The sequence below is a fragment of the Kitasatospora herbaricolor genome (assembly GCF_030813695.1).
Lineage (GTDB): Bacteria > Actinomycetota > Actinomycetes > Streptomycetales > Streptomycetaceae > Kitasatospora > Kitasatospora herbaricolor.
This window is the reverse complement of record NZ_JAUSVA010000002.1, coordinates 4355282-4376574: the sequence shown is the minus strand read 5'-3', so window position 1 is coordinate 4376574 and position 21293 is coordinate 4355282. Positions and strand designations below refer to the sequence as shown.

The following is a 21293-nucleotide window of genomic DNA, read 5'->3' as shown; positions in this document are numbered from 1 at the left end:
CCGTCAGTAGACGTCCCGGACGTAGCGCTTCTCGGCGGCGAGCTGCTTCAGGTACCCGACGGCCTCCTCCTCGGTCAGGCCGCCGTGGTTGACGACGATCTCGCGCAGGGCCAGGTCGACGTCCTTGGCCATCCGGCCGGCGTCCCCGCAGACGTAGAAGTGGGCGCCGTTCTGCAGCCAGTCCCACAGTCGCGGGCCGTGCTCGCGCATCTTGTCCTGGACGTAGATCTTGGCGCGCTGGTCGCGGGAGAAGGCCAGGTCGAGGCGGTCCAGGTGGCCGGAGCGGCGGAACCCGTCGAGCTCCTCGCGGTAGTAGAAGTCGGTGGCCTCCCGCTGCTCGCCGAAGAACAGCCAGTTCGGGCCGGTGTGCCCACGGGCCTGACGCTCCTCCAGGAACCCGATGAACGGCGCCACGCCCGTCCCCGGCCCGACCATCACCATCGGCGTGGTGGGGTCGGCGGGCGGTCCGAAGTGCGGCGAGCGCTGGACGAACACCGGCACCGGGCCGTCGTCCGCCGCGTCGGCCAGGTACCCGGAGCAGACGCCCTTGCGGCCGCGACCCGCCTCGTTCGCGTACCGGACCACGGAGACGGTCAGCCGCACCTCGCCGGGGTGGGCCAGCGGGCTGGACGATATCGAGTACAGGCGAGGCTGGAGGCGCTTGAGGACACCGCCCCACTCCTGGGCGGTGGCCCGGACGGGGTGGGCGCCGACCACGTCGACGGCCTGCCGCCCCCAGCTCCAGCGCGCCAGCTCGCCCTTGTTGTCCGGGCGCAGCAGCCGCTTGAGGTCGCGGTCGCCGGTCCGCTCGGCGACGAAGCGCAGCAGGCCGGGGGTGATCCGGGCGATCTCCAGGCGGGTCCGCAGGGCCTCGCCCAGCGGGACGGCGGCCGGCCCGGCCGCGCCGCCCCCGGCCAGCGGGACGACGTCGTCCGGGTCCAGTCCGGTGACGGCCAGCCACTCCGCGACCAGGTCGGGGCAGTTGGCGGGCCAGACGCCGAGCGCGTCGCCGGCCTCGTAGCCGAGGTCGCCGTGCTCCCCGCCCCGGGTGTCGAAGGCGAACTGCCGGACCTCCTTGCCGGAGCCCGGCAGGCTGAGGACCCGGTTGCCGATCAGCAGGGTGGCGAACGGCGAGGTCTTGGAGTAGCCGGAGCCTGCCGGTGCGGCGGACTTCGGTGCGGCGGACAGCCGTGCGGCCCGGGCCCTGGCGGCGCGCCGGACGGCCAGGGCGGCGAGGACCTCCTCCAGCCAGCGGGCGGCGGCCCGGTCGTCGTCCGGTTCGCAGTCGACCCGGGGGGTCAGCCGGGTGGCGCCGAGTTCGCCGAGGCGCTGGTCGAGCCGGCGGCCGTGACCGCAGAAGTCGTCGTAGCCGGAGTCCCCCAGGGCGAGCACCGAGTACGGCAGGTCGCCGATCCCCGGGTGCCCGTCGGCGGCGAGGGCGTCCCAGAAGCCGGCGCCGTTGTCGGGGGCCCCGCCGTCGCCGAAGGTACTGGTGACGATCAGGACGGGGACCCCGGGCGGCAGCGTGCCGGGGGTGCTGTCGGCCATGCTGAGCAGCCGGGGGGCCCAGCCCGCCTCGGTCAGCCGGCGGGCGGCGCCGGCGGCGGCCCGCTCCGCGTTCCCGGTCTGCGAGGCCCAGAGGACGACCACCTCGGACGCCGGCTCGCCGCCGACGCCGCCCCCGACGTTGCCGCCGACCCTGACGTCCGGGCCGTCGCCCGTCGCGGCCCGCGGCGCCGGCGGGGCGAGCGGGGCCCGGGAGTAGAGCCCGGCCAGCAGCCCGTTCACCCAGCGGGCGCGGTCCGGGTCGAGCGGGGCCTCGACGGGCAGCACGGGTACGGCCCCGCCGGCGCCCGGTCGACCGGCGCTGCCGAGGCCGGCCAGGTAGCCGGCCAGGTACCGGCGTTCGTCCGGGTCGAAGTCGGGCGGCACGAGGTCGGCGACCCCGAGGGCACGGGCCAGCAGCGCGGCGGGGCCGGTGCCCGGCTGCCCCGGGGCGGGCCCGGCGGCCGACGCTTCGGGGACCGGGGCTTCGGCGGTCGGGGCGGGCGCCGCCTCGGCCGGCCGCGCGCCGGCCCCGGGCCGGGCCGGTGCGGCGACCTTGGTCAGTGAGACCGCGCAGGCCTTGAACTCGGGTTGGAAGGAGAGCGGGTCGACGGCGTCGTTGGTGACGGCGTTGACGGCGAGGTACTCGCCGAAGAGGTCGTTCCAGTGGAAGGGCGCGAAGCAGTCGCCGGGGCGGACCCGGTCGGTGACCACGGCGGGCAGCACGGCGCGCCCGCGCCGGGAGGCGACCTCGACGTGGTCCCCCTCGGCGATGCCGAGCCGCCGGGCGTCCTCGGGGTGCAGTTCGACGAAGGGGCCGGGGTTGAGCTTGTTGAGCCTGGCGACCTTGCCGGTCCTGGTGAGGGTGTGCCACTGGTGCTGCAGACGGCCGGTGTTGAGGACGAAGGGGTGGTCGTCGTCGGGGAGTTCGGCGGCGGGCAGGTGCGGGCGGGCGAAGAACCGGGCCCGGCCGCTGGGCGTGGGGAACACCAGCCGCGGCCGGCTGCCGTCCGGGCGCTCGACGAGGGCCTGGCTGACACCGTCGTTGAGGTAGCGGATCGGGTTGCGGTCCGGGCCGCCGGGCGCCGCCGGCCACTGCACCGGCACCTCGCGCAGCCGCTCGTACGTCACCCCGCGCAGGTCCCAGCCCGTGCTGGGGTTCCAGGCCCGGCGCAGCTCGTCGAAGACCTCCTCGGCGGAGCCGTGACTGAAGGCCTCGGCGAAGCCCATCTCGCAGGCGACCCGGGCGATCAGCTGCCAGTCCGGGGTGGCCTGACCGGGCGGATCGATCACGCCGGGCACCAGGGTGAGGTTCCGCTCCGAGTTGACCATCACGCCCTCGGACTCCGCCCACAGCGTCCCCGGCAGGACCACGTCGGCGTAGGCGTTGGTCTCGGTGTCGGCGAACACGTCCTGGGTGACGACCAGTTCGGCGGCCTCCAGACCCGCGATGACGGTACGGCGGTTGGCGACCGAGGCGACCGGGTTGGTGCAGATGATCCAGCAGGCCTTGATGTCCCCGGCGGCCATCCGCTCGAACATCTCCACCGTGCCGCGCCCGACGTCCGTGCGCAGGGCGCCGCTCTCCAACCCCCAGAGGTCCTCGACGAAGGCGCGGTCCGCGTCGACCAGCACGGAGCGCTGGCCGGGCAGACCCGGACCCATGTAGCCCATCTCCCGGCCGCCCATGGCGTTGGGCTGCCCGGTCAGGGAGAGCGGCCCGGACCCGGGACGGCAGATCGCCCCGGTAGCCAGGTGCAGATTGACCAGCGCGTTGGTGTTCCAGGTGCCGTGGGTGGACTGGTTGAGGCCCATCGTCCAGCAGCTCGTCCACTCACCGGCCTCCCCGATCCAGCGCGCCGCCAGCCGGATGTCCGCCTCCGCCAGACCGGTGATCTCCGCCACCCGCGCCGGCGGGTAGTCCGCCAGGAACGCCGGCATCGCCTCCCAGCCCTCGGTGAACTCCGCGACGAACCCCGGATCGGTGTGCCCGCCCTCCACCAGCAGGTGCAGCAGACCGTTCAGCAACGCCAGATCCGTACCCGGCCTGATCTGCAGGAACAGATCCGCCTTCTCCGCGGTGGCGTTGCGCCGCGGATCCACCACGATCAGCTTCGCCCCCGCCGACCGCACCCGCTCCATCATCCGCAGGAACAGGATCGGATGGCAGTCCGCCATGTTCGCACCGATCACCAGGAACGCGTCCGCGCCCTCGAAATCCCCGTACGACCCCGGCGGCCCGTCCGCCCCCAACGACAACTTGTAACCCGTACCCGCCGACGCCATGCACAGCCGCGAGTTCGACTCGATCTGATTCGTCCGCACGAAACCCTTGGCCAACTTGTTCGCCAGGTACTGCGCCTCGATCGACATCTGCCCCGAGACGTAGAACGACAACGCGTCCGGCCCGTGCTCCTCCAGGATCCCCCGCAACCGCCGCGCGACCGCGCTCACGGCCACGTCCACGTCGGTGGGCACCGCCGGTTCGTCCCGCGCGGCGCGTACCAGCGCCGTCCCCAGCCGGCCCGGCGCGGCCAGCATGTCCGCACTGGTGGCGCCCTTCGTGCAGAGCCGGCCGCCGTTCGCCGGGTGGGCCCTGTCACCGTACGCCTTGACCACCGTGCGCCGTCCGGTGCCGGTGTCGATCGCGACGTCGAGCAGCATGCCGCAGCCCACACCGCAGTACGAGCAGACGGTCTTCACCGTGCCGGTGGCGCTCGGTGGGCTAGGTGCCGTCACGGACAGACCCCTTCTCGGAGGACCGCATCTCGCAGGGCCGCTTCTCGGGAGACGGCGGTGCACCGCCCCCACGGCAGGGGCACGGTCGGCCGTCGGTGGGCCGGTCCCACAGGGGGACCGTAGGCGGTGCCGGTTGCGCGGACGTCACATCACCCGTGGCCAGGGGTTACGTCGGCCGCACAGCCGTGCCCGACGGGGTGTGAGCCGAGTGCCGGCGGCGGTGGTTGCACCGGTACCTCGATCCCGAGCAGCTCCCGCAGGTCCCGGCGGCCCGCCGGGGTGGTCCGCAGGGCCCGGCCGGTACCGATCCGCTCCACCCGGCCCAGCTCGAAGGCGCGCCGGCCGAGCGCCGCGCCGACGGCCCCCGCGAGGTGGGTGCGGCGCTCGGTCCGGTCGAGACAGCCGCGGACCACCGGACGGGACCCTTTCAGCTCGGCCGCCGTGACCCCCAGCCCGGCGAGCCGGTCCAGGCCCGTAGCGGTGAGGACGAGCCCGGCGTCGTCCGCGACCAGCCCGCGGGCCAGCGCGGCGTCGGCGACGGCCACCCCGAGCCGCCCGGCGAGGTGGTCGTAGCACGTCCGGGCGCGGGCCTCGGCGCCGAGCCGGCCGGACTCCCGCAGGCCCCCGGGCCGGGCCGGGGCCTGGTCCGGCCCCGGGGCGGTGGGCGCCCCGGCGGCGTAGGAGCAGAGGTCCTCGATCATGGTCGCGGTGGCCGGGCCGGCCAGCCGGAGGTAGCGGTGCCGGCCCTGGCGCTCCTCGGCGAGCAGGCCGCCCGCGACCAGCCGGGAGAGGTGCTCGCTGGCGGTGGACGGCGAGACCTCGGCGTGCCGGGCCAGCTCGCCCGCGGTCCAGGCCCGGCCGTCCAGCAGGGCCAGGCAGAAGGCGGCCCTGGTCCGGTCGGCGAGCAGTCCGGCGACCTCGGCGAGTGACATGCGTCCATGATGCGCGCCGGACGCTTCGGCGGGCACCGAACGGCGGAACTGTTGGTTCCGACCACGGGGACGACCCGCCCCTGGGGGCCCGGCCTGCGGCCGGGGCCGGCGGTGCCCGCGGGCCCGGTGGGCCGAACCGGGGACGGCCCGGCCCGGTTCCGCGGAGCGGGCCGCGCCGTGTGGTTGGGTGGCAGCCGGGCCGTCGGGCCCGGGCGGCCGGACCGCACCGGGTGCGGCCCCTACCCGTTGGACGTCGGAGGAGGCAGGTGCCATGTCGGCTCTTCGGGAGGCTCCCGCCGGCGAGCGCGCCGATCTGCTCCAGACGCTCGCGCGGCACCGCGGCTTCCTGCGGCAGACCGTCCAGGGCCTCACCGACGAGGAGGCGGCCCGCCGTACCACGGTCAGCGCGCTCTGCCTGGGCGGCCTGATCAAGCACGTGGCCGGCGTCGAGGCGGGCTGGATGCGCTTCGCGGTCGGCGGCGCCGAGGCGATGGTGAGCGACCCGGGGGACTGGGAGAACCAGTTCCGGATGGTCGGGGACGAGACGCTGGCCGGACTGCTCGACGAGTACGAGCGGGTGGCCCGGCGGACCGACGAGCTGGTGGCGACGTTGCCCGACCTGGACGTGGCCCACCCGCTCCCGCAGGCGCCGTGGTTCGAACCCGGAGCGCGCTGGTCGGTGCGGCGGGTGGTGCTGCACATCATCGCCGAGACCTCGCAGCACGCGGGGCACGCCGACATCATCCGGGAGTCCTTGGACGGCGCCAGGACCATGGGGTAGGCGTCGTCGGCCCGGCGGCGGCTCCGGGCGCCGGGATCTGGATCCTGCTTCGGATAATCCGCTACGGACCTACTTGCCTATCCTGGTGGGCATGACCGCCATGGCGCCCGCGCGCAACCAACCTGACCTGTCCTTCCTGCTGGACCACACCAGTCACGTCCTGCGGACCCGGATGTCGGCCGCGCTCGCCGAGATCGGGCTGACCGCGCGGATGCACTGCGTGCTGGTCCACGCCCTGGAGGAGGAGCGCACCCAGATCCAGCTGGCCGAGATCGGCGGCATGGACAAGACCACCATGGTGGTCACGGTGGACGCGCTGGAGGAGGCCGGTCTCGCCGAGCGCCGCCCCTCCGCCAAGGACCGGCGGGCCCGGATCATCGCGGTCACCGAGGAGGGGGCGCGGGTGGCCGGGCAGAGCCAGGTGATCGTGGACGAGGTGCACCGGGAGGCGCTGGCCGAGCTGCCGGAGGGCGAGCGGGAGGTCTTCCTGCGGATGCTGAACCGCCTGGTCGGCGGGCCCTTGGCGACCCCCGTGGAGAACCCCCAGCCGGTCCGCCGGGCGCGCCAGCGCAGCAAGTAGATCTGAAGAGGATCGTCTATTACGGGACTATCTGCTACGGTCGCTCTCGTTGACCTCATCCGACGGGAGAGACCCATGCCTGCCACGCCCGTAGTCTCCGATTCCCCCGGCCCGACCCCGCTCCCCGGCCCGACCTCGCTCCCCGGCCCGACCGCCCCCGCCGGGCCCCGGTCGCGCGGGCTCGCCCTCGCGGTGATCGCCAGCGGGATGCTGATGGTCGTCCTCGACGGCAGCGTCGTGACCGTGGCGATGCCGGCCGTCCAGCAGGACCTGGGCTTCTCCCCGGCGGGGCTGAGCTGGGTGGTCAACGCCTACCTGATCGCGTTCGGCAGCCTGCTGCTGCTGGCCGGGCGGCTCGGTGATCTGATCGGCCGCAGGCGGATGTTCCTGGCCGGCACCGCGGTGTTCACCGCGGCCTCGCTCCTGGCGGGCGTGGCCGGCTCGCCGGCCGTGCTGGTCCTCGCCCGGTTCCTGCAGGGGGTCGGCAGCGCGATGGCCGCCGCCGTCAGCCTCGGCATCCTGGTGACGCTGTTCGTGGAACCCGCCGAGCGGGCTAGGGCGATAGCCGTCTTCAGCTTCACCGGAGCCGCCGGCGCCTCGATCGGCCAGGTGCTCGGCGGGGTGCTCACCGACGCGCTCAACTGGCACTGGATCTTCATCATCAACCTGCCGATCGGGCTCGCCGCGCTGGCCGGCGCCAAGCTGGCGCTCCCGGCGGACAAGGGGTCCGGCCTCGCGGCGGGGGCCGACGTGCTCGGCGCGCTGCTCGTCACCGCCGGACTGATGCTGGGGATCTACACCGTCGTCAAGGTCGGCGAGCAGGGCTGGACCTCGGCGCGGACGCTCGGCCTCGGTGCGCTCTCCCTCGCCCTGCTGATCGGCTTCGTCGCCCGGCAGGCCACCGCGCGGACCCCGCTGATGCCGCTGCGGATCCTCCGGCCGCGCGGAGTCAGGGGCGCGAACCTGGTGCAGGTCCTGATGGTCGCCGCGCTGTTCTCGTTCCAGGTCCTGGTCGCCCTCCACCTGCAGCAGGTGCTCGGCTACAGCGCCGCCCGGACGGGCCTCGCGATGCTCCCGGCGGCCGTGGTGATCGGCGCGGTGTCGCTCGGCGTCTCCGCCCGCCTCAACGCCCGCTTCGGCGAGCGGAACGTCCTGCTGGCGGGGCTGGCCCTGCTGGTCGGCGTCCTCGGTCTGCTGGTCCGGATCCCGGTGCACGCCCACTACGTCACCGACCTGCTGCCGGTGATGCTGCTCGCGGCCGGGTTCGGGCTCGCCCTGCCCGCGCTGACCACGCTCGGGATGTCCGGCGCCGGGGCCGACGACGCAGGCCTGGCGTCCGGGCTGTTCAACACCACCCAGCAGATCGGCATGGCGCTGGGCGTCGCGGTGCTCTCCACACTGGCCGCGTCCCGCACCGACGGTCTGCTCGCGGACGGCCGGAGCCGGGCCGAGGCACTGACCGGCGGCTACCACCTCGCCTTCGCGGTCGGCGCAGGACTGCTCGTCACCGCGTTCGTCCTGGCCCTCGTCATGCTCCGGGCGCCGGGCAAGGCCACCGCCTCCGGGAAGGCCACCGCGTCGGCCGCGCCGCACGGGCTCTGACCCGGGCACGCGGACGGGGTCCGCGGCCTCCGACCGGAGGCCGCGGACCCACTCGTGCGCCCGGGCCGCCCGGACCCACTCGTGCGCCCGGGCCGCCCGGACCCACTCGTGCGCCGGGGCGGCCCCGGCCCGCAGGCCGTACCGGGGTCAGTCCAGGTCGGCCCGGAGCGCCGTCACCCGGTCCGCGGCGGCGGTGAACTCCTCGCGGTCGAGCCGGCCGCTGCTCAGGGCCTCGGCCAGGGCCGCCGCGGCCTGCTCGCCCTGGCCGGTGTCCCGGGCCGAGCAGAGCAGCAGGTCCATGCCGGCGAGGGCGGCGGCCACCGCGCGCTGGCCGGTGGTGCCGACCGCCTGCAGGGCGCCGGCCTCCAGGGCGTCCGTGATGGTGACGCCCTCGAAGCCGATCCGCTCCCGCAGCTCCCGCTCGACCACCGTGGACGACAGGCCGGCCGGGTGGTCCGGGTCCAGGGCCGGGTAGACGGCCCAGGAGAGCATGACGAGCCCGACGCCGGCCGCGACGGCGTCCGGGTAGGGCGCCTCGTCGACGTCGCGCAGCCGGCTCAGCCCGGCCGGCAGGGTCACCGGGCCGGTGTCCGTGTTGCTGTTCGCCGGTGCCGTGCCGAGCCCCGGGAAGTGCTTGGCGGTGGCCGCGACGCCGGTCTTCTGCTGGGCCCTGATGAACGCCGTGCCGAGGGCCGCGACCACGTCGGGGTCGGAGCTGAAGGACCGTTCGGCGCGGTCGGCGAAGTTGCCGGGCACGTCGTACACGTCCAGCACCGGGGCGAGGTTGACGTTGAGTCCGACGCCGGCCAGGTTGGTGCCCGCGCCGGTGCCGGCCTCGGTCGCGGCGGCCACCGGGTCGGCGGCCTGCCCGATCCGGCGGGCGGACAGTTCGGGGGCGCCGGGCAGTCGCCTTACCAGGCCGCCCTCCTGATCGGTCATCAGCAGCAGCGGGACCTGCACCGGGCTCTGCTGCTGCGCCTCGCGCAACTGCCGGACGACCGAGCGCAGCTGGTCGGGGCCGGCGACGTTCTCGCCGAAGAAGATCACCCCGGCCGCCAGCCCGGCGCGGATGTCCTCCAGCAGGGCGGGCGGTGGGGTCAGGCCCGGGTAGGAGTAGACGATCCGCCGGCCGGCAAGCTGGGCCGGGGTCGGCTCGTCGGCCCCTTCGTCGGAGCCGGCCGGGCCGGTGGGCTGCGGCGCGGTCGGGTTCAGGGTCGGTGCTCCCCTGCTCGGAGTCGGACTCGGTGCGGCTGTGGCGGTGGTGCCGGCCGTCGGGGCGGTGGCGGCCGGCGCCGAGCCGTCCGGCGCGGCCGGTGAGCCGGTGCCGGTGGGAGCGGCGGTCGTCCGCGCCGTTCCGGTGGTGCTGCCCGGCGGGGACCCGCAGGATGCCACCGCGCCGGAAGCGAGCAGGAGGGCAAGGGTGGTGGCGACCCATCCGGTCCGCAAGGACATGGCCTTCTCCTCCTGCGCCGTCCGGTCCGCCGGCGCGTCGGCGGCTGCGCGGGGGCGGGGCTCCGGGAAGGTTCCGAGAGGCGAAGGGCCTGGTCGTGGCGGTGGCCGCCGGCGGCCCGCCCTTGCCATGTCCTTTCAAGCTACGCCCCGCCCGGCCGTTTGCGGCCGAGCCGCGAGGGCGGGCGGGGCTGGTGTCGCGGCGCCCGCCCCGGGGTCCCGGGGCGGTGGTGCGGCGGGCGGCGGGCGGCGGTGGTGACCGGCGGAGCGCAGTGCGGAGATCAGTGCGCCGGCGCCAGCAGGCCGTGCAGGCCGGTGACGGCCTCGCGTCCGGTGGGGGTGGTGAAGTCGCGGACCAGGTCGGCGATGAAGCCCGCCACGCTGGTGACACGCCCGCCGGCCGCTTCGATCTGCCGCAGGGCGGCCTCCTCGGTGCGGGCCGACATGCCGCCGCAGGCGTCGACCAGGACCTGCACCGTGAAGCCCGCCGCGACGGCGGCCAGGGCGGTGTGCAGCACCACGACCTCGGTGAGCACCCCGCAGAGCACCAGGTCGGGTCGGCCGTGGGCGGTGATCGCCTGCCGGACGGCCCGGTCGTCCCATGCGCACGGGCCGCTGCGGACGAAGACCGGCGCCTCGGGCAGGCGGTCGGTCAGCTCGGTGATCACGGCCGGGCCGCCGGGCCGGGGCGCCGCCGAGAGGGTGACCGGGATGTCCAGCAGGCGGGCCATGTCCGCGAGGACCCGGGCCGACCGCCGCAGGGTGCCGGCGGGGTTGGTGGCGGCCAGGCCGACGATGTCGTCCTGCAGGTCGGCGACGTGCAGCTGAACGGTGGAGAGATCGGGCACGGTGACTCCTCGGTCAGGGCTTGAATCATTCGAACTTTGAATGATTTTGGGAATGTAGCATGGCCGCATGTCCGATGTCAGTGCCGAGGACGGCGCCGAATCCCGTGCCGAATCCCGTGCCGAATCCCGTGCCGAAACCCGCTACGAGGCTCGCTCCGCGGCCGGCTCCTCCTTCGCCGGCGCCCGGCCGGTCGGCGCGGCGGGTGGGGGCTCGCCCGTCGTCCCGCCGGTCCAGGCCTCGACCGTCTTCCGGCTCGGGGTCCTCGGGGCCATGGCCACCGAACGGTTCGCCGCCGCAGTCGAACCCCACGGGCTCAAGCCCAAGCAGGTGGGCCTCATGATCGTGCTGTCCGAGGGCCTGGCCGCCTCCCAGCTCGACGTCGCCCGGGTGATGGGTGTCGCGCCCAGCCTGGTGGTCGGGTTCGCCGACCACCTGGAGGGCCTCGGCGCGATCCGGCGGACCCGCGACCCCGCCGACCGCCGCCGCCAGCTGCTCACCCTCACCGATCACGGCCGCGAGCTGCTCGCCACCTGCTCCGCCCTGGCCCACGCCCTGGACGCGGAGTTCGCGGAGGGCCTGAGCGGGCAGGAGCACGCCGTCCTCGCCGGACTGCTCGGCCGGCTCGCCGCCGGCCGGGGCCTGCCGACGGGCTGACGCGGCCGCCGGTGGGCCGGGCGGGTCAGTGCCCGGTCGTGGCGATGCCCAGGGAGTCGGCGGCCATCACCTTCGGGGCGCCCTTCTCGTAGAAGACGTCCAGTTCGGTGACGGTGAAACCCGCCTCCGTCAGCAGGTCGACGATCGGGCGGGTGAGGTGGCAGCCGCCGAACAACCGCTGCTGCATCGGGTCCAGCCGGTGCTGCCAGCGGCGCACCGACTCGTCCGGCGCCAGGCCGTGCTCGACGAAGTGCAGGGCCGCGCCGGGCTTGAGGACGCGGCGCAGCTCGTGCAGGGCCGCCTCGGCGTCCGGGATGGTGCACAGCGTCCAGGTGGACAGCGCGGCGTCGAAGCTGTCGTCCGGGTACAGCAGCGCCTGGCCGTCCAGGCCGGTGCGCTGCACCGGGATCCTGGTCGCCGCGAGCCGCCGGCCGGCCAGGCGCCAGCCCAGGTCGGACGGTTCGACGGCGGAGACCCGGGTGATCGTCGCCGGGTAGAAGGGGATGTTGAGGCCGGAACCGAAGCCGATCTCGACGACCTCGCCGGCCAGGCCGTCGCAGACCCGTCGGCGCAGGGGATCGGCCTCCTTCATGCCGCAGGCGACATTGATGATCCGCGGAACGACCTGCGTCGTGTAGAAGCCCATGGCGTCCTCCGTCGCTCATCACCAGTCTGGCACCGGCGGGGGGCCGGTGCCGAGCGCTCGGCACCGGGGCCTGGACGGGGCGGGTCAGGCCCGGTCGAGGGCGCCCCGCGCCGGGCAGAGCAGGGCGTCCGCGACGGCCGTGCGGGCGTACAGGACGGACCGGCCGCTGCGGTGGGCGGTGACCAGGCCGGCGTCCCGCAGGGCGGTGAGGTGCTGGGAGACGCCGGCCGCGGACAGGCCGCAGTGCCTGGCCAGCTGGGTGGTGGAGGCCGGGGTGTCGAGCTCGGCCAGCAGCAGCGCCCGGGAGCGGCCGAGGACGCCGGCGACCGCCTCGGCGGAGGTGCTGGTCCGGGGCTCCCAGAGGGTGCCGATGCCGCGGGCCGGGTAGGCGAGCTGCGGAGGGTCCGGCGGGACCGAACGGGTCAGCACGCGTGGCCAGGCGAAGGCCGAGGGCACCAGCAGCAGGCCCGAGCCGGCCTGGTCCCGGGTCAGCGCGCAGTGCCGGCGGACCAGGTGCAGGGTGCCGTCGTCCCACCGCACCGAGGCGTGCAGTTCGTTGAGGACGTGGGCGGAGCCGTGCTCGGCCACCTGCCGGGCCCGGTGGAAGACGTCGGCTTCGAGCAGTTGGCGGATCCTGGCCCAGTAGGGCGCGAGGGCGATCTCCCAGTACACCTCGATCTCGGCCGTCACCTTCTCCAGCGCCGCCCCCGGGTCCTCGCGGAGCAGCCGGACCCGCGGGGAGGCGGCCGCGTCCCGCTCGGTGCCCAGCACGTCCAGCTCGGTCCGGACCCGCTCCGGCGCCGTCCGCCGGATCGCCTCCAACTCGGCCGCGAGGGCGGGGAAGGGACTGGCCGGCGTCGGATTGAGCAGGTCGGCCAGATAGCCGTGCGCGGGGATCAGCTCGGCCAGCCACCCGCGGCCGAGCCCGGCCCGCACCAGCCGGGGGCCCACCTGCGCGGCCCAGCGCCGGTGCACCGGCGGCTCGGCCTGCGCCCTGAGCAGCCGGAAGCTGGTGACGACCTCCCACATCGGGGAGACCGCGAAGCGGGTCTGCGCCAGGTCCGCCGCGGAGAAGCTCAGCCCCGACTCCATCCGTCACCCTCCAGGTTGGCCCGACTGATTCGGTCTCAGCTTAATCAATGGTGCCCGGGGGCGGTGCGGCCGCAGGCTCGTCCCATGCTCTCCACCTTCCGCGGACTCCCGCCCACCGTCTGGACCTTGTTCGCCGGCACCATCGTCAACCGGCTCGGCTACCTGGTCACCCCCTTCCTGGTGTTCTTCCTGGCGGCCCGGGGCGTCACCGGCAGCGAGACCTCGTACGTGCTCGGGGCCCTCGGGGCGGGCAACCTGCTCGGACCGGCGGTCGGCGGCCTGCTCGCCGACCGGATCGGGCGCCGTCCGACGATGCTGATCGGGCTGCTCGGCGCGGCGGTGGCGCAGGGGGCGCTGTACGTGGCGCCCGGCGTGGCCACGATGGCCGCCGCCGCACTGCTGCTCAGCGCCGCCGGGGCGACGGTCGGCCCGGCCGCGTACGCGCTGATGGCCGACGCGGTGGACGCGGAGCGCCGCCGGCGCGCGTACGCCCTGTTCGGATGGGGCGTCAACATCGGTACGGCGGCGGCCGGGGTGCTCGGCGGCTACCTGGCCGAGCACGGCTACCGGCTGCTCTTCGCGGTGGACGCCGGCACCATGCTGGTCTACGCCCTCGTGGTGACCCGGCTGCGCGAGACCGGGCCGGTGGCGAAGGCGCCGGCGGGCGACCGGGACGGCGTCGGCTACGGCGTCGTCCTGCGGGACGGCCTGCTGATGGCGCTGCTCCCGCTGTTCGGCGTGCAGCTCTTCGTCTACTCGCTGACCGAGGTCGCGCTGCCGCTGGCCGTCCACGACAGCGGGCTCACGCCGGCCGTGTACGGCGCCATGGCGGCGGTCAACGCCCTGCTGGTGGTGGGCGTCCAGCCGTTCGCGACGGCCTGGCTGGCCCGGCTGCCGCAGCTGCCCGTCCAGGCCGCCGGCAGTGTGCTGATCGCCGTCGGGGTGGCGCTCACCGGCCTCGCGGACAGCATCGCCGGCTTCGCCCTCTCGGTGGTCGTCTGGTCGCTGGGCGAGGCCGTCGTGGCCGGGATCGCCGCCGCGATGGTCGCCAACCTCGCCCCGGCGCACGCCCGCGGCCGCTACCAGGGCGCCTTCAGCTGGACCTGGGGGCTCGCCCGGTTCGCCGCCCTCACTCTGGGCGTCACCCTCTACACCGGTCTCGGCGCGAACGCCCTGTGGTGGATCGCGCTGCTCGGCGGCCTGCTCAGCTCGGCGGCGACCTTCGCCCTGCGCGGCCGGGTCGCCCACCGTACCGACCACGCGCTCGCGGCCTGAGGGCCGCCCGGCGGCGCCGGGGCGTGGGAGGCCTGGGGTACGGGGGTCCTCAGGCGGCAGGGGAGGACCCCGACCGGGTTTCCGGTCGGGGTCCTCGTCCGTGCGTCCGGCTGTCCGTCCCTCGCCTGTTCGTGCGTCCGTGCGTCCGCCGGTCCGGCGGGACTCAGGCGGTGCGGCGGGCGCGGGCGGCGACCACGGAGACCCAGAGCATCGCGGTGATGACGCCGACGGCCAGGGTCACCGTGCCGGCCGGGCCGCCGCCCATCGCCCAGCCGTCGCCCAGCAGCAGCGCGGTGCCGGCCACCCGGGAGGCGATCGCCGCACCCCGCTGCCCGGCCCGGGAGAAGTGGCGGCCGAGGACGTAGCAGGCGGCGATCAGGGCGGTGAAGGCGATCGAGCCGGCCGCCATGTGGCCGTAACCGCCCGGACCGGGCGTGGCGGGCGGCCCGGCCGGGGTGCCCGCCGGGAAGCCGTCGGCCGGGGCCATCACGAAGACGCCGGCCGCGACCATGCCCAGGCCGAACACCCGGACCAGCCGGGGCGCCCAGGTGCCGCCGGGCGTACCGTGCATCACCCGGCGCAGGCCCTTCGCGCCGAGGGTGGTCAGCAGGCCGGCGAGCAGGAAGTTGCTGATCTGCAGCCGGCCGAGGGAGCCGTTGCTGAGCGCGCTCAGCGGGTGCCGGGTGAGGTCGAAGCCCTCCCGGCAGCCCGCCTGGACCAGCGAGACGACGGCCCACAGCGGCGCCGCGACGACCAGGCAGGCCAGCAGGGTCCGGGTGCCGGCCCGGGCTGCCGCGGGGGTGGGTGCGGTGGTGGTGGAGGCATCGGTGCCGGTGGAAGCGGTGGGGAGCTGGACGGTGCTCATGGCGGGTCTCTCTTTCCGGGGCGGGCTGCTCGGTTCTCGCCTCCACGTCGAACCGCCGATGTGACAGGGAACGTGGCCGTTCCCTGTCACATCGCCCCGATCGACGTCTGGGCAGAAGCAAGTCACCGGACGACCCGACCGAGGAGAGAACATGCGCTACCTGATGACGACCAAGGCCACCGACACCGCACCTGACGAGGCCCTCTTCGCCGAGATGGGCAAGTTCATCGAGGAGCTGAGCGCGGCCGGCGTCCTGCTGGCCACCGGCGGACTTGAGCCGGGCGGGATCGTGGTGACCTCCGCCGGGGACGAGATCACCGTGACGGACGGGCCGTTCGCCGAGGCGAAGGAGGCCGTGGCCGGCTTCGCCCTGATCGAGGTCCGCTCCAAGGAGGAGGCGATCGAACTGGCCCGACGCTTCCGCCGGATCGTCGGTGACGGCGAGAGCGTGGTCCAGCAGGTGTTCGGCCCCTGACCGACCCGGCCGGCCGGGCGGCATCCCGATCGGGACGCCGCCCGGCACCGCGTCCGGTCCACGGGGCGTTCTGCCGGCGCCTTCGGCCGCCCCCCGGGGTCCGTCCCGCCGCTCCGCCGTCCCGGCTTGCGGCCCGGCCGGGGCGGATGCTGTGATCGTGCCCGTGCTGGATGCCCACCGCACGATCGACGCGGTCTGGAAGCTGGAGTCGGCCAGGATCGTCGCCGCCCTCACCCGGATGGTCCGCGACGTCGGCCTCGCCGAGGAGCTGGCGCAGGACGCCCTGGTCGCCGCACTCGAACAGTGGCCCGACGCCGGTGCGCCGGACAACCCCGGCGCCTGGCTGACGGCCGTCGCCAAGCGCCGGGCCGTCGACCACGTCCGCCGCTCCAGGCGCCTGACGCTGCAGCAGGAGCAGCTCGCCCACGAGCTGGAGCAGCAGGGGGACTTCGAACCGGGGTCGCCGCCCGCCCCCGAGCAGGACGACCTGCTGCGGCTGATCTTCATCTCCTGTCACCCCGTGCTGCCGGCCGAGGGACGGATCGCCCTGACCCTGCGGCTGCTCGGCGGGCTGACGGCGCAGGAGATCGCGCGGGCCTTCCTGGTCAACGAGCCCACCGTCGCCCGGCGGATCGCCGCGGCGAAGCGGACGCTGGCCGAGGAGCGGGTGCCGTTCACCCTGCCCGAGGGACCGGAGCTGGCCGGGCGGCTGTCCTCGGTGCTCGAAGTGGTCTACCTGATCTTCAACGAGGGCTACTCGGCCACCTCCGGCGACGACCTGATGCGCCCCGGGCTCTGCCACGAGGCACTGCGGCTGGGCCGGCTGCTGGCCGAACTCGTCCCCGACGAGGCCGAGGTGCACGGGCTGCTCGCCCTGATGGAGATCCAGGAGTCCCGCTCGGGCGCCCGGACCGGCCCGGCGGGCGAGCCCGTACAGCTGCACGAGCAGAACCGCGGCCGCTGGGACCAGCTGCGCATCCGCCGGGGCTTCACCGCGATGCTGACGGCCCGCCGGATCGGCGGGACGCCCGGCCCGTACGTGCTGCAGGCGGCCGTCGCGGTCTGTCACGCGCAGGCCCGGACCGCGGCGGAGACCGACTGGGAACAGATCGCGGCGCTGTACGAGTCGCTGGTCAGGCTGCTGCCAACGCCGGTCGTGCGGCTGAACCGGGCGGTGGCACTGGGCCGGGCGCGCGGGCCGCAGGCCGGCCTCGCGGTGGCGGACGCCCTCGCCGCCGACCCGGCGCTGCGCGACTACCACCTGCTGCCGAGCGTGCGCGGTGACCTGCTGCTGGGGCTCGGCCGGCGGGAGGAGGCGCGGCTGGAGTTCCAGCGCGCCGCCTCGTTGACCGGGAACGCCGCCGAACGGGCCTTCCTCCACCGGCGGGCGGACGGGATCGGACCGGCCGCCGGCGCGGTCCGCACCCTCGGTGACGCGACGGCGGAGTTCCTCGCGCGCGGGGACCTGGACACCGGGACGGTCCGTTCGTACGGGCAGACCCTGCGGCGGCTCGGCCTGGCCCTGGGCGAGCGGCGGCCGCTGGCCACCGTGACGCCCGAGGACGTGGCGCGGACCTTCACGGCGTCCTGGGGCGCCGCGGCGGCCGCCACCTGGAACCGCCACCGCTCGGCCGTCCGCTCCTTCGGCACCTGGGCGGGTGCCGACGACCTGGCCGACGGGCTGGCCCGGCGGGCCGGGCCGGGGCGGCGGACCGAGCCGCTCGGGCCGGACCAGCTGGCGGCGCTCTGGAGCCGCCCGGGCCCGGCGCCGCGCGAGCTGGCCCTGTGGCGGCTGCTGCACGAGTCGGCGGCCGCCGTCCGGGTCGTGCTGGCGCTGAACGTCGAGGACCTGGACCTGGAGGACCGCCGGGCCCGCGCGGGCGACGGCTGGGTGAGCTGGCGCGCCGGGACGGCCCGGCTGCTCCCCGGCCTGCTGGCCGGCCGGTCCGCCGGGCCGCTCTTCCTCGCCGACCGGCGGCCCGGCCCGGCCCGGACGCCGGGACCGGCCGACCTGTGCCCGCACACCGGCCGCGGCCGGCTGTCGTACGAGCGGGCCGAGCACCTCTTCAAGCGGTTCACCCGGGAGCTGGACCCGGCGGGGGAGGGCTTCACCCTCGGGCGGCTCAAGCCCGGCAGCTGACCAGGGGAGCCCGCGCCAGGGGTGGGGCTCAGCGCCGCCCGCCGGCGTACCCGGCCGCGTCGGCGGCGGCCTCGGCGTTGCGCGCGATCCGTTCGAGGACGGTGACGGCGATCCGGTACTCCTCGTCCGGGACACCGGCCGTCACCCGCTCGCGGAAGGCCCCGGCCCGGACGGCCGCCCGGGCGAACCGGGCCCGGCCCTCGTCGGTCAGGGCGAGCCGGCCCGGGGCCGGGCGCGCGGCCCAGCCGCCGGTGACCAGCGACTCGACGGTGGCGGCCGGCGCGGCGGCCTCGCCGTTGGCGGCCAGCACGGTCAGTACCGCGGTGTCGGTGGCCGCCGGGTCGTCCTCGATCACGTTCAGGACCTGCCAGCCGAGCCGGGTGAGGCCGTCCCCGGCCAGCATCCCGTCGACGTACCTGGTCAGGGCGGCGTCGGCGCGGTTGAGCCAGTAGCCGACGGGTTTCATCGGCGGCCGCTGTTCCATGTCCTGCTCCTGTTCCTGTTCCTGCTCCTGGTCACCGGTTCGGGGCGGGCGGATCGGGCGAGGCCCGGGCGGGCTCAGCGCCCGGCGAAGGCGGCGGCGTTCTCGTGGGCCCACTGCCGGAAGGTGCGGGCGGGCCGGCCGAGCAGGGTCTCCGTGGTGTCGGCGACCTCGGCGGGCCGTCCGTCCGCGGCCTCCCAGAGGTTGAGCAGGGAGAACACCATCGGCGCGGGCATGAAGGTGCCCAGCTGCCGCTCGGCCTCGGGGCGGGTGATCCGGCGGACCTCGATCTCCCGGCCGACGGCGTCGGCGAGCAGGGCGATCTGCTCGCGGAAGGCGAGCGACTCGGCGCCGGTCAGGGTGAGCGAGCGGCCGGTGAGGGAATCGCCGGTCAGCGCCTCGAAGGCGATGTCGGCGATGTCCTCGGGGTGGATGGGCGCGATCTGCGCTTCCGGGTAGGCGAGTTCGACCGGGAGCGAGCCCGCGACGGCGCGGGCCCAGCCGAAGGCGTTGCTGGCGAAGGCGTCCGGGCGCAGGAAGGTGCAGGTCAGGCCGGAGGCGGCGAGGGCTCGCTCGACCAGCAGGCTGTGGCTCGCCAGTGGGTCCCGCTCGGCGTCGGGGCCGAGCACGGAGGACGAGGACAGCAGGACGACGTGTTCGACGCCCGCGGCCTCGGCGGCCGCGACCAGCTCGTGGATGCCGGCGGGGTTGGGATAGAGGAACACCTGGCGCACGCCGCTGAGGGCGGCCCCGAAGGTGGCGGGCCGGTCGAGGACGAGCTCGGCGACCTCGACGCCGTCCGGGACGGTGAGCCCGGAGGGGTCGGCGCTGGCGGCGCGGACGGTGTGGCCGGCCGCGTGCAGACGGCCGACGACGGCCTGTCCGACCTTGCCGCGGGCGCCGGTGACGAGGGTGGTCATGAGAACTCCGATCGATTGCTTGCTACATATGCATGCTTACATGCACACGTTTGCGTGTCAACACATGCTTGCGCGGAATCACCTATGTACGATGAGGGCATGACCAAGCACCCGCCCGCGACCGCCGACGAGCTGCTGGACGCCGTGGGCCCGGCGTTCGGGAAGCTGCGCCGCTCCTCGCTGCTGGACGTCGAGAACCCGATCTCCCAGAAGGACCTGAGCCGGACCCTCGTCCTCAACATCGTCCTGGAGGGCGAACAGGCCGAGGAGGCCCGCGAGATCACCGTCGGCGCCGTGGCCGAGCACCTCAGCGTGGACCCGTCGGTCGCCAGCCGGATGGTCTCCGACTCGATCGGGGCCGGCTACCTGATCCGCACCGCCTCCCAGCAGGACGGTCGCCGGACGATCCTTCACCTCAGCCCCGAGGGAAGGGAACTGATGGCCCGGTTCCGGCGCCACCAGCGATCCGCCTTCGAGTACGTCACCGCGGACTGGCCCGAGGACGAACGCCTCGAATTCGCCCGCCTGATGCTGAAGTACGTGGCGGCCCAGAACGCCCTGCGCCGCTCCGGCGACCAGGACACCGCCCGCTGACCGCTCGCCGAGCGCTGCCCGACCGTCCGCCGAGCGCTGCCCGACCGCTTGCCCAGCCCCGCCGACCGTCCGCCGAGTCCTGCCGACCGGGAGTGGCAGCCCGACCGAAGGGCCACCCGATGCGTGAACCAGCAGCCGAGCCGGCAGCCGAGCCTGCGGGTGCCACCGGCCCCGACCTGCACCTGGACCTGCCCGCCACCGGCAGCCGCCGCGCCGCGCTCACCCAGGCGCTCCGGGAGGCCGTCCGCGCCGGCCGGCTCGCCCCCGGCACCCTGCTGCCGCCGTACCGCACCCTCGCCCTCGACCTGGGGGTGGCCCGCAACACGGTGGCCGACGCCTACGCCGAACTGGTCGCCGAAGGCTGGTTCACCGCCCGGCAGGGCTCCGGCACCCGGGTCGCCGAACGGGCCCTGCCGGCCCGCGCGGCCCGTACCCCCAAGAAGCCCTCCGGCCACCGGCCGGGCCCCGCCCACAATCTGGGCCAGGGGCAGCCGGACGCCGCCTCCTTCCCCCGGGCCGACTGGGTCGCCGCCACCCGCCGGGCCCTCACCGCCGCCCCCGACGAGGCCTTCGGCCCCGGCGACCCGCAGGGGCGGACCGAGCTGCGCGAGGCGCTCGCCCAGTACCTCGCCCGGGTCCGCGGAGTACGCACCACCCCCGACCGGATCGTGGTCTGCGCCGGCTTCGCCCACGCGCTGCGGCTGCTCTTCGAGGGCCAGGTGCTGCGCGGCCCGCTCGCGGTGGAGGCGTACGGGCTGCCCTTCCACCGCGGGCTGCTGCACGGCGCGGGCGTCCGCACCGTGCCGCTCGGCATCGACGCGAAGGGCACCAGGACGGACGAGCTGGCGCCCATGACCGCCGCCTCGCCGCGGACGGCCCCGCGGGCCGTGCTGCTCACCCCCGCGCACCAGTTCCCGACCGGTGGCCCGCTGCGCGCGAGCCGGCGGGCCGCCGCGGTCGACTGGGCCCGCGCCAACGGCACGCTGGTGCTGGAGGACGACTACGACGGGGAGTTCCGCTACGACCGCGAGCCGGTCGGCGCCGTGCAGGGCCTCGACCCGGAGCGCGTGGTGTACCTGGGCTCGGTCAGCAAGAGCCTGTCCCCGGCCGTGCGCCTCGGCTGGATGGTGCTCCCCGAGCACCTGGTCGCGCCGGTGCTCGCGGTGAAGGGGGAGCGCGAGGCCTGGACCGGCGCGCTGGACCAGCTGGCGCTCGCCGAGCTGATCGAGTCGGGCCGGTACGACAAGCACGTCCGGCGGATGCGCCAGCGCTACCGCGCGCGGCGGGGCCGGCTGGTCGAGCGGCTCGCCGAGCAGGCGCCGCACATCGAGGTGACCGGCATCGCCGCCGGGCTGCACGCCGTCCTGCGGCTGCCGCCCGGGACGGAGGCCTCCTCGGTCAAGGCCGCCACCTGGGAGGGCGTCGCCCTGGACGGCCTGGCCGGCTTCCGCCACCCGGACGCGGTGGTGCCGCCCGCCGACGGGCTGGTGGTCGGGTACGCCACCCCCTCGGAGTCCGCCTACGGCGCCGCGCTCGACGCCCTCTGCCGGATCCTGCCGCCGGAGCCGGAGCCGGAGCCGGAGCCGGAGCCGGAGCCGGAGCCGGAGCCGGAGCCGGAGCCGGCCTGACCCGCCCCTGCGCGGAGGCGGGGGCGGGTCGGGTCAGCGGCGCCCG

At 75.5% G+C, this 21293-nt stretch carries 18 protein-coding genes; 9 read left to right on the top strand and 9 right to left on the bottom strand.

The genetic code is table 11. From position 1 onward, the window contains the following. Window positions 1-3 precede the first annotated feature (3 nt). On the bottom strand, window positions 4-4284 hold the full coding sequence (locus J2S46_RS19540; RefSeq protein ID WP_307350642.1) for a bifunctional nitrate reductase/sulfite reductase flavoprotein subunit alpha: 4281 nt from the start codon (window positions 4282-4284) through the stop codon (window positions 4-6). 149 nt (window positions 4285-4433) lie between these two features. After that, window positions 4434-5216: an ArsR/SmtB family transcription factor gene (locus J2S46_RS19535; RefSeq protein ID WP_191289011.1), complete on the bottom strand. Its 783-nt coding sequence runs from the start codon at window positions 5214-5216 to the stop codon at window positions 4434-4436. Between the two features lie 271 nt (window positions 5217-5487). Here J2S46_RS19535 and J2S46_RS19530 point away from each other — a divergent pair, with 271 nt between their 5' ends. The 3 genes from J2S46_RS19530 to J2S46_RS19520 all read left to right on the top strand — a co-directional run bounded on the left by J2S46_RS19530 (window position 5488) and on the right by J2S46_RS19520 (window position 8179). Next, entirely contained in the window at window positions 5488-5997 is a 510-nt protein-coding gene (locus J2S46_RS19530; protein WP_191289010.1) for a DinB family protein, read from the top strand. Window positions 5998-6088: 91 nt separating this feature from the next. Further along, on the top strand, window positions 6089-6577 hold the full coding sequence (locus J2S46_RS19525; RefSeq protein ID WP_191289009.1) for a MarR family winged helix-turn-helix transcriptional regulator: 489 nt from the start codon (window positions 6089-6091) through the stop codon (window positions 6575-6577). Between the two features lie 75 nt (window positions 6578-6652). Next, on the top strand, window positions 6653-8179 hold the full coding sequence (locus J2S46_RS19520; protein ID WP_370882206.1) for an MFS transporter: 1527 nt from the start codon (window positions 6653-6655) through the stop codon (window positions 8177-8179). Window positions 8180-8326: 147 nt separating this feature from the next. Here the strand turns inward: J2S46_RS19520 and J2S46_RS19515 are convergent, their stop codons facing one another. Both J2S46_RS19515 and J2S46_RS19510 read right to left on the bottom strand, forming a co-directional pair. Then, a complete protein-coding gene (locus J2S46_RS19515; protein WP_191289008.1) occupies window positions 8327-9631 on the bottom strand; it encodes a glycoside hydrolase family 3 N-terminal domain-containing protein in 1305 nt (434 codons plus the stop codon). A gap of 278 nt (window positions 9632-9909) precedes the next feature. After that, entirely contained in the window at window positions 9910-10476 is a 567-nt protein-coding gene (locus J2S46_RS19510; RefSeq protein WP_229912396.1) for an isochorismatase family protein, read from the bottom strand. Between the two features lie 67 nt (window positions 10477-10543). On the opposite strand from J2S46_RS19510, the gene J2S46_RS19505 reads away from it, so the two are divergent. After that, entirely contained in the window at window positions 10544-11131 is a 588-nt protein-coding gene (locus tag J2S46_RS19505; protein ID WP_229912395.1) for a MarR family winged helix-turn-helix transcriptional regulator, read from the top strand. Between the two features lie 25 nt (window positions 11132-11156). Here J2S46_RS19505 and J2S46_RS19500 read toward each other — a convergent pair whose 3' ends face one another. Beyond that, on the bottom strand, window positions 11157-11777 hold the full coding sequence (locus tag J2S46_RS19500) for a class I SAM-dependent methyltransferase (RefSeq protein ID WP_191289007.1): 621 nt from the start codon (window positions 11775-11777) through the stop codon (window positions 11157-11159). An 84-nt stretch (window positions 11778-11861) separates the two neighbouring features. Further along, the gene (locus J2S46_RS19495; protein ID WP_191289006.1) at window positions 11862-12869 is read right to left on the bottom strand and encodes an ArsR/SmtB family transcription factor; all 1008 of its coding nucleotides are present in this window, start codon (window positions 12867-12869) and stop codon (window positions 11862-11864) included. An 84-nt stretch (window positions 12870-12953) separates the two neighbouring features. Between J2S46_RS19495 and J2S46_RS19490 the strand changes: the two genes are divergently transcribed. Then, a complete protein-coding gene (locus J2S46_RS19490; RefSeq protein WP_191289005.1) occupies window positions 12954-14144 on the top strand; it encodes an MFS transporter in 1191 nt (396 codons plus the stop codon). A 163-nt stretch (window positions 14145-14307) separates the two neighbouring features. Here the strand turns inward: J2S46_RS19490 and J2S46_RS19485 are convergent, their stop codons facing one another. Further along, entirely contained in the window at window positions 14308-15009 is a 702-nt protein-coding gene (locus J2S46_RS19485) for a DUF998 domain-containing protein (protein ID WP_191289004.1), read from the bottom strand. 151 nt (window positions 15010-15160) lie between these two features. Between J2S46_RS19485 and J2S46_RS19480 the strand changes: the two genes are divergently transcribed. Both J2S46_RS19480 and J2S46_RS19475 read left to right on the top strand, forming a co-directional pair. Next, window positions 15161-15484: a YciI family protein gene (locus J2S46_RS19480; RefSeq protein ID WP_191289003.1), complete on the top strand. Its 324-nt coding sequence runs from the start codon at window positions 15161-15163 to the stop codon at window positions 15482-15484. A 157-nt stretch (window positions 15485-15641) separates the two neighbouring features. Further along, window positions 15642-17624 carry a sigma-70 family RNA polymerase sigma factor gene (locus J2S46_RS19475; RefSeq protein ID WP_229912393.1) on the top strand — a complete coding sequence of 661 codons (1983 nt, stop codon included), beginning with the start codon at window positions 15642-15644 and terminating at the stop codon, window positions 17622-17624. 28 nt (window positions 17625-17652) lie between these two features. Here J2S46_RS19475 and J2S46_RS19470 read toward each other — a convergent pair whose 3' ends face one another. Both J2S46_RS19470 and J2S46_RS19465 read right to left on the bottom strand, forming a co-directional pair. Beyond that, window positions 17653-18108, bottom strand: a complete 456-nt coding sequence (locus J2S46_RS19470) for a winged helix DNA-binding protein (protein ID WP_229912391.1) — start codon at window positions 18106-18108, stop codon at window positions 17653-17655. A gap of 74 nt (window positions 18109-18182) precedes the next feature. Continuing rightward, window positions 18183-19025, bottom strand: coding sequence for an NAD(P)H-binding protein (locus J2S46_RS19465; RefSeq protein WP_191289002.1), 843 nt, complete (start codon window positions 19023-19025; stop codon window positions 18183-18185). A 99-nt stretch (window positions 19026-19124) separates the two neighbouring features. Between J2S46_RS19465 and J2S46_RS19460 the strand changes: the two genes are divergently transcribed. Together J2S46_RS19460 and pdxR are read left to right on the top strand one after the other, a co-directional pair. After that, window positions 19125-19619 carry a MarR family winged helix-turn-helix transcriptional regulator gene (locus J2S46_RS19460; protein WP_191289001.1) on the top strand — a complete coding sequence of 165 codons (495 nt, stop codon included), beginning with the start codon at window positions 19125-19127 and terminating at the stop codon, window positions 19617-19619. A 119-nt stretch (window positions 19620-19738) separates the two neighbouring features. Beyond that, window positions 19739-21247, top strand: a complete 1509-nt coding sequence (gene pdxR, locus J2S46_RS19455; RefSeq protein ID WP_191289000.1) for a MocR-like pyridoxine biosynthesis transcription factor PdxR — start codon at window positions 19739-19741, stop codon at window positions 21245-21247. Window positions 21248-21293: the final 46 nt, after the last annotated feature.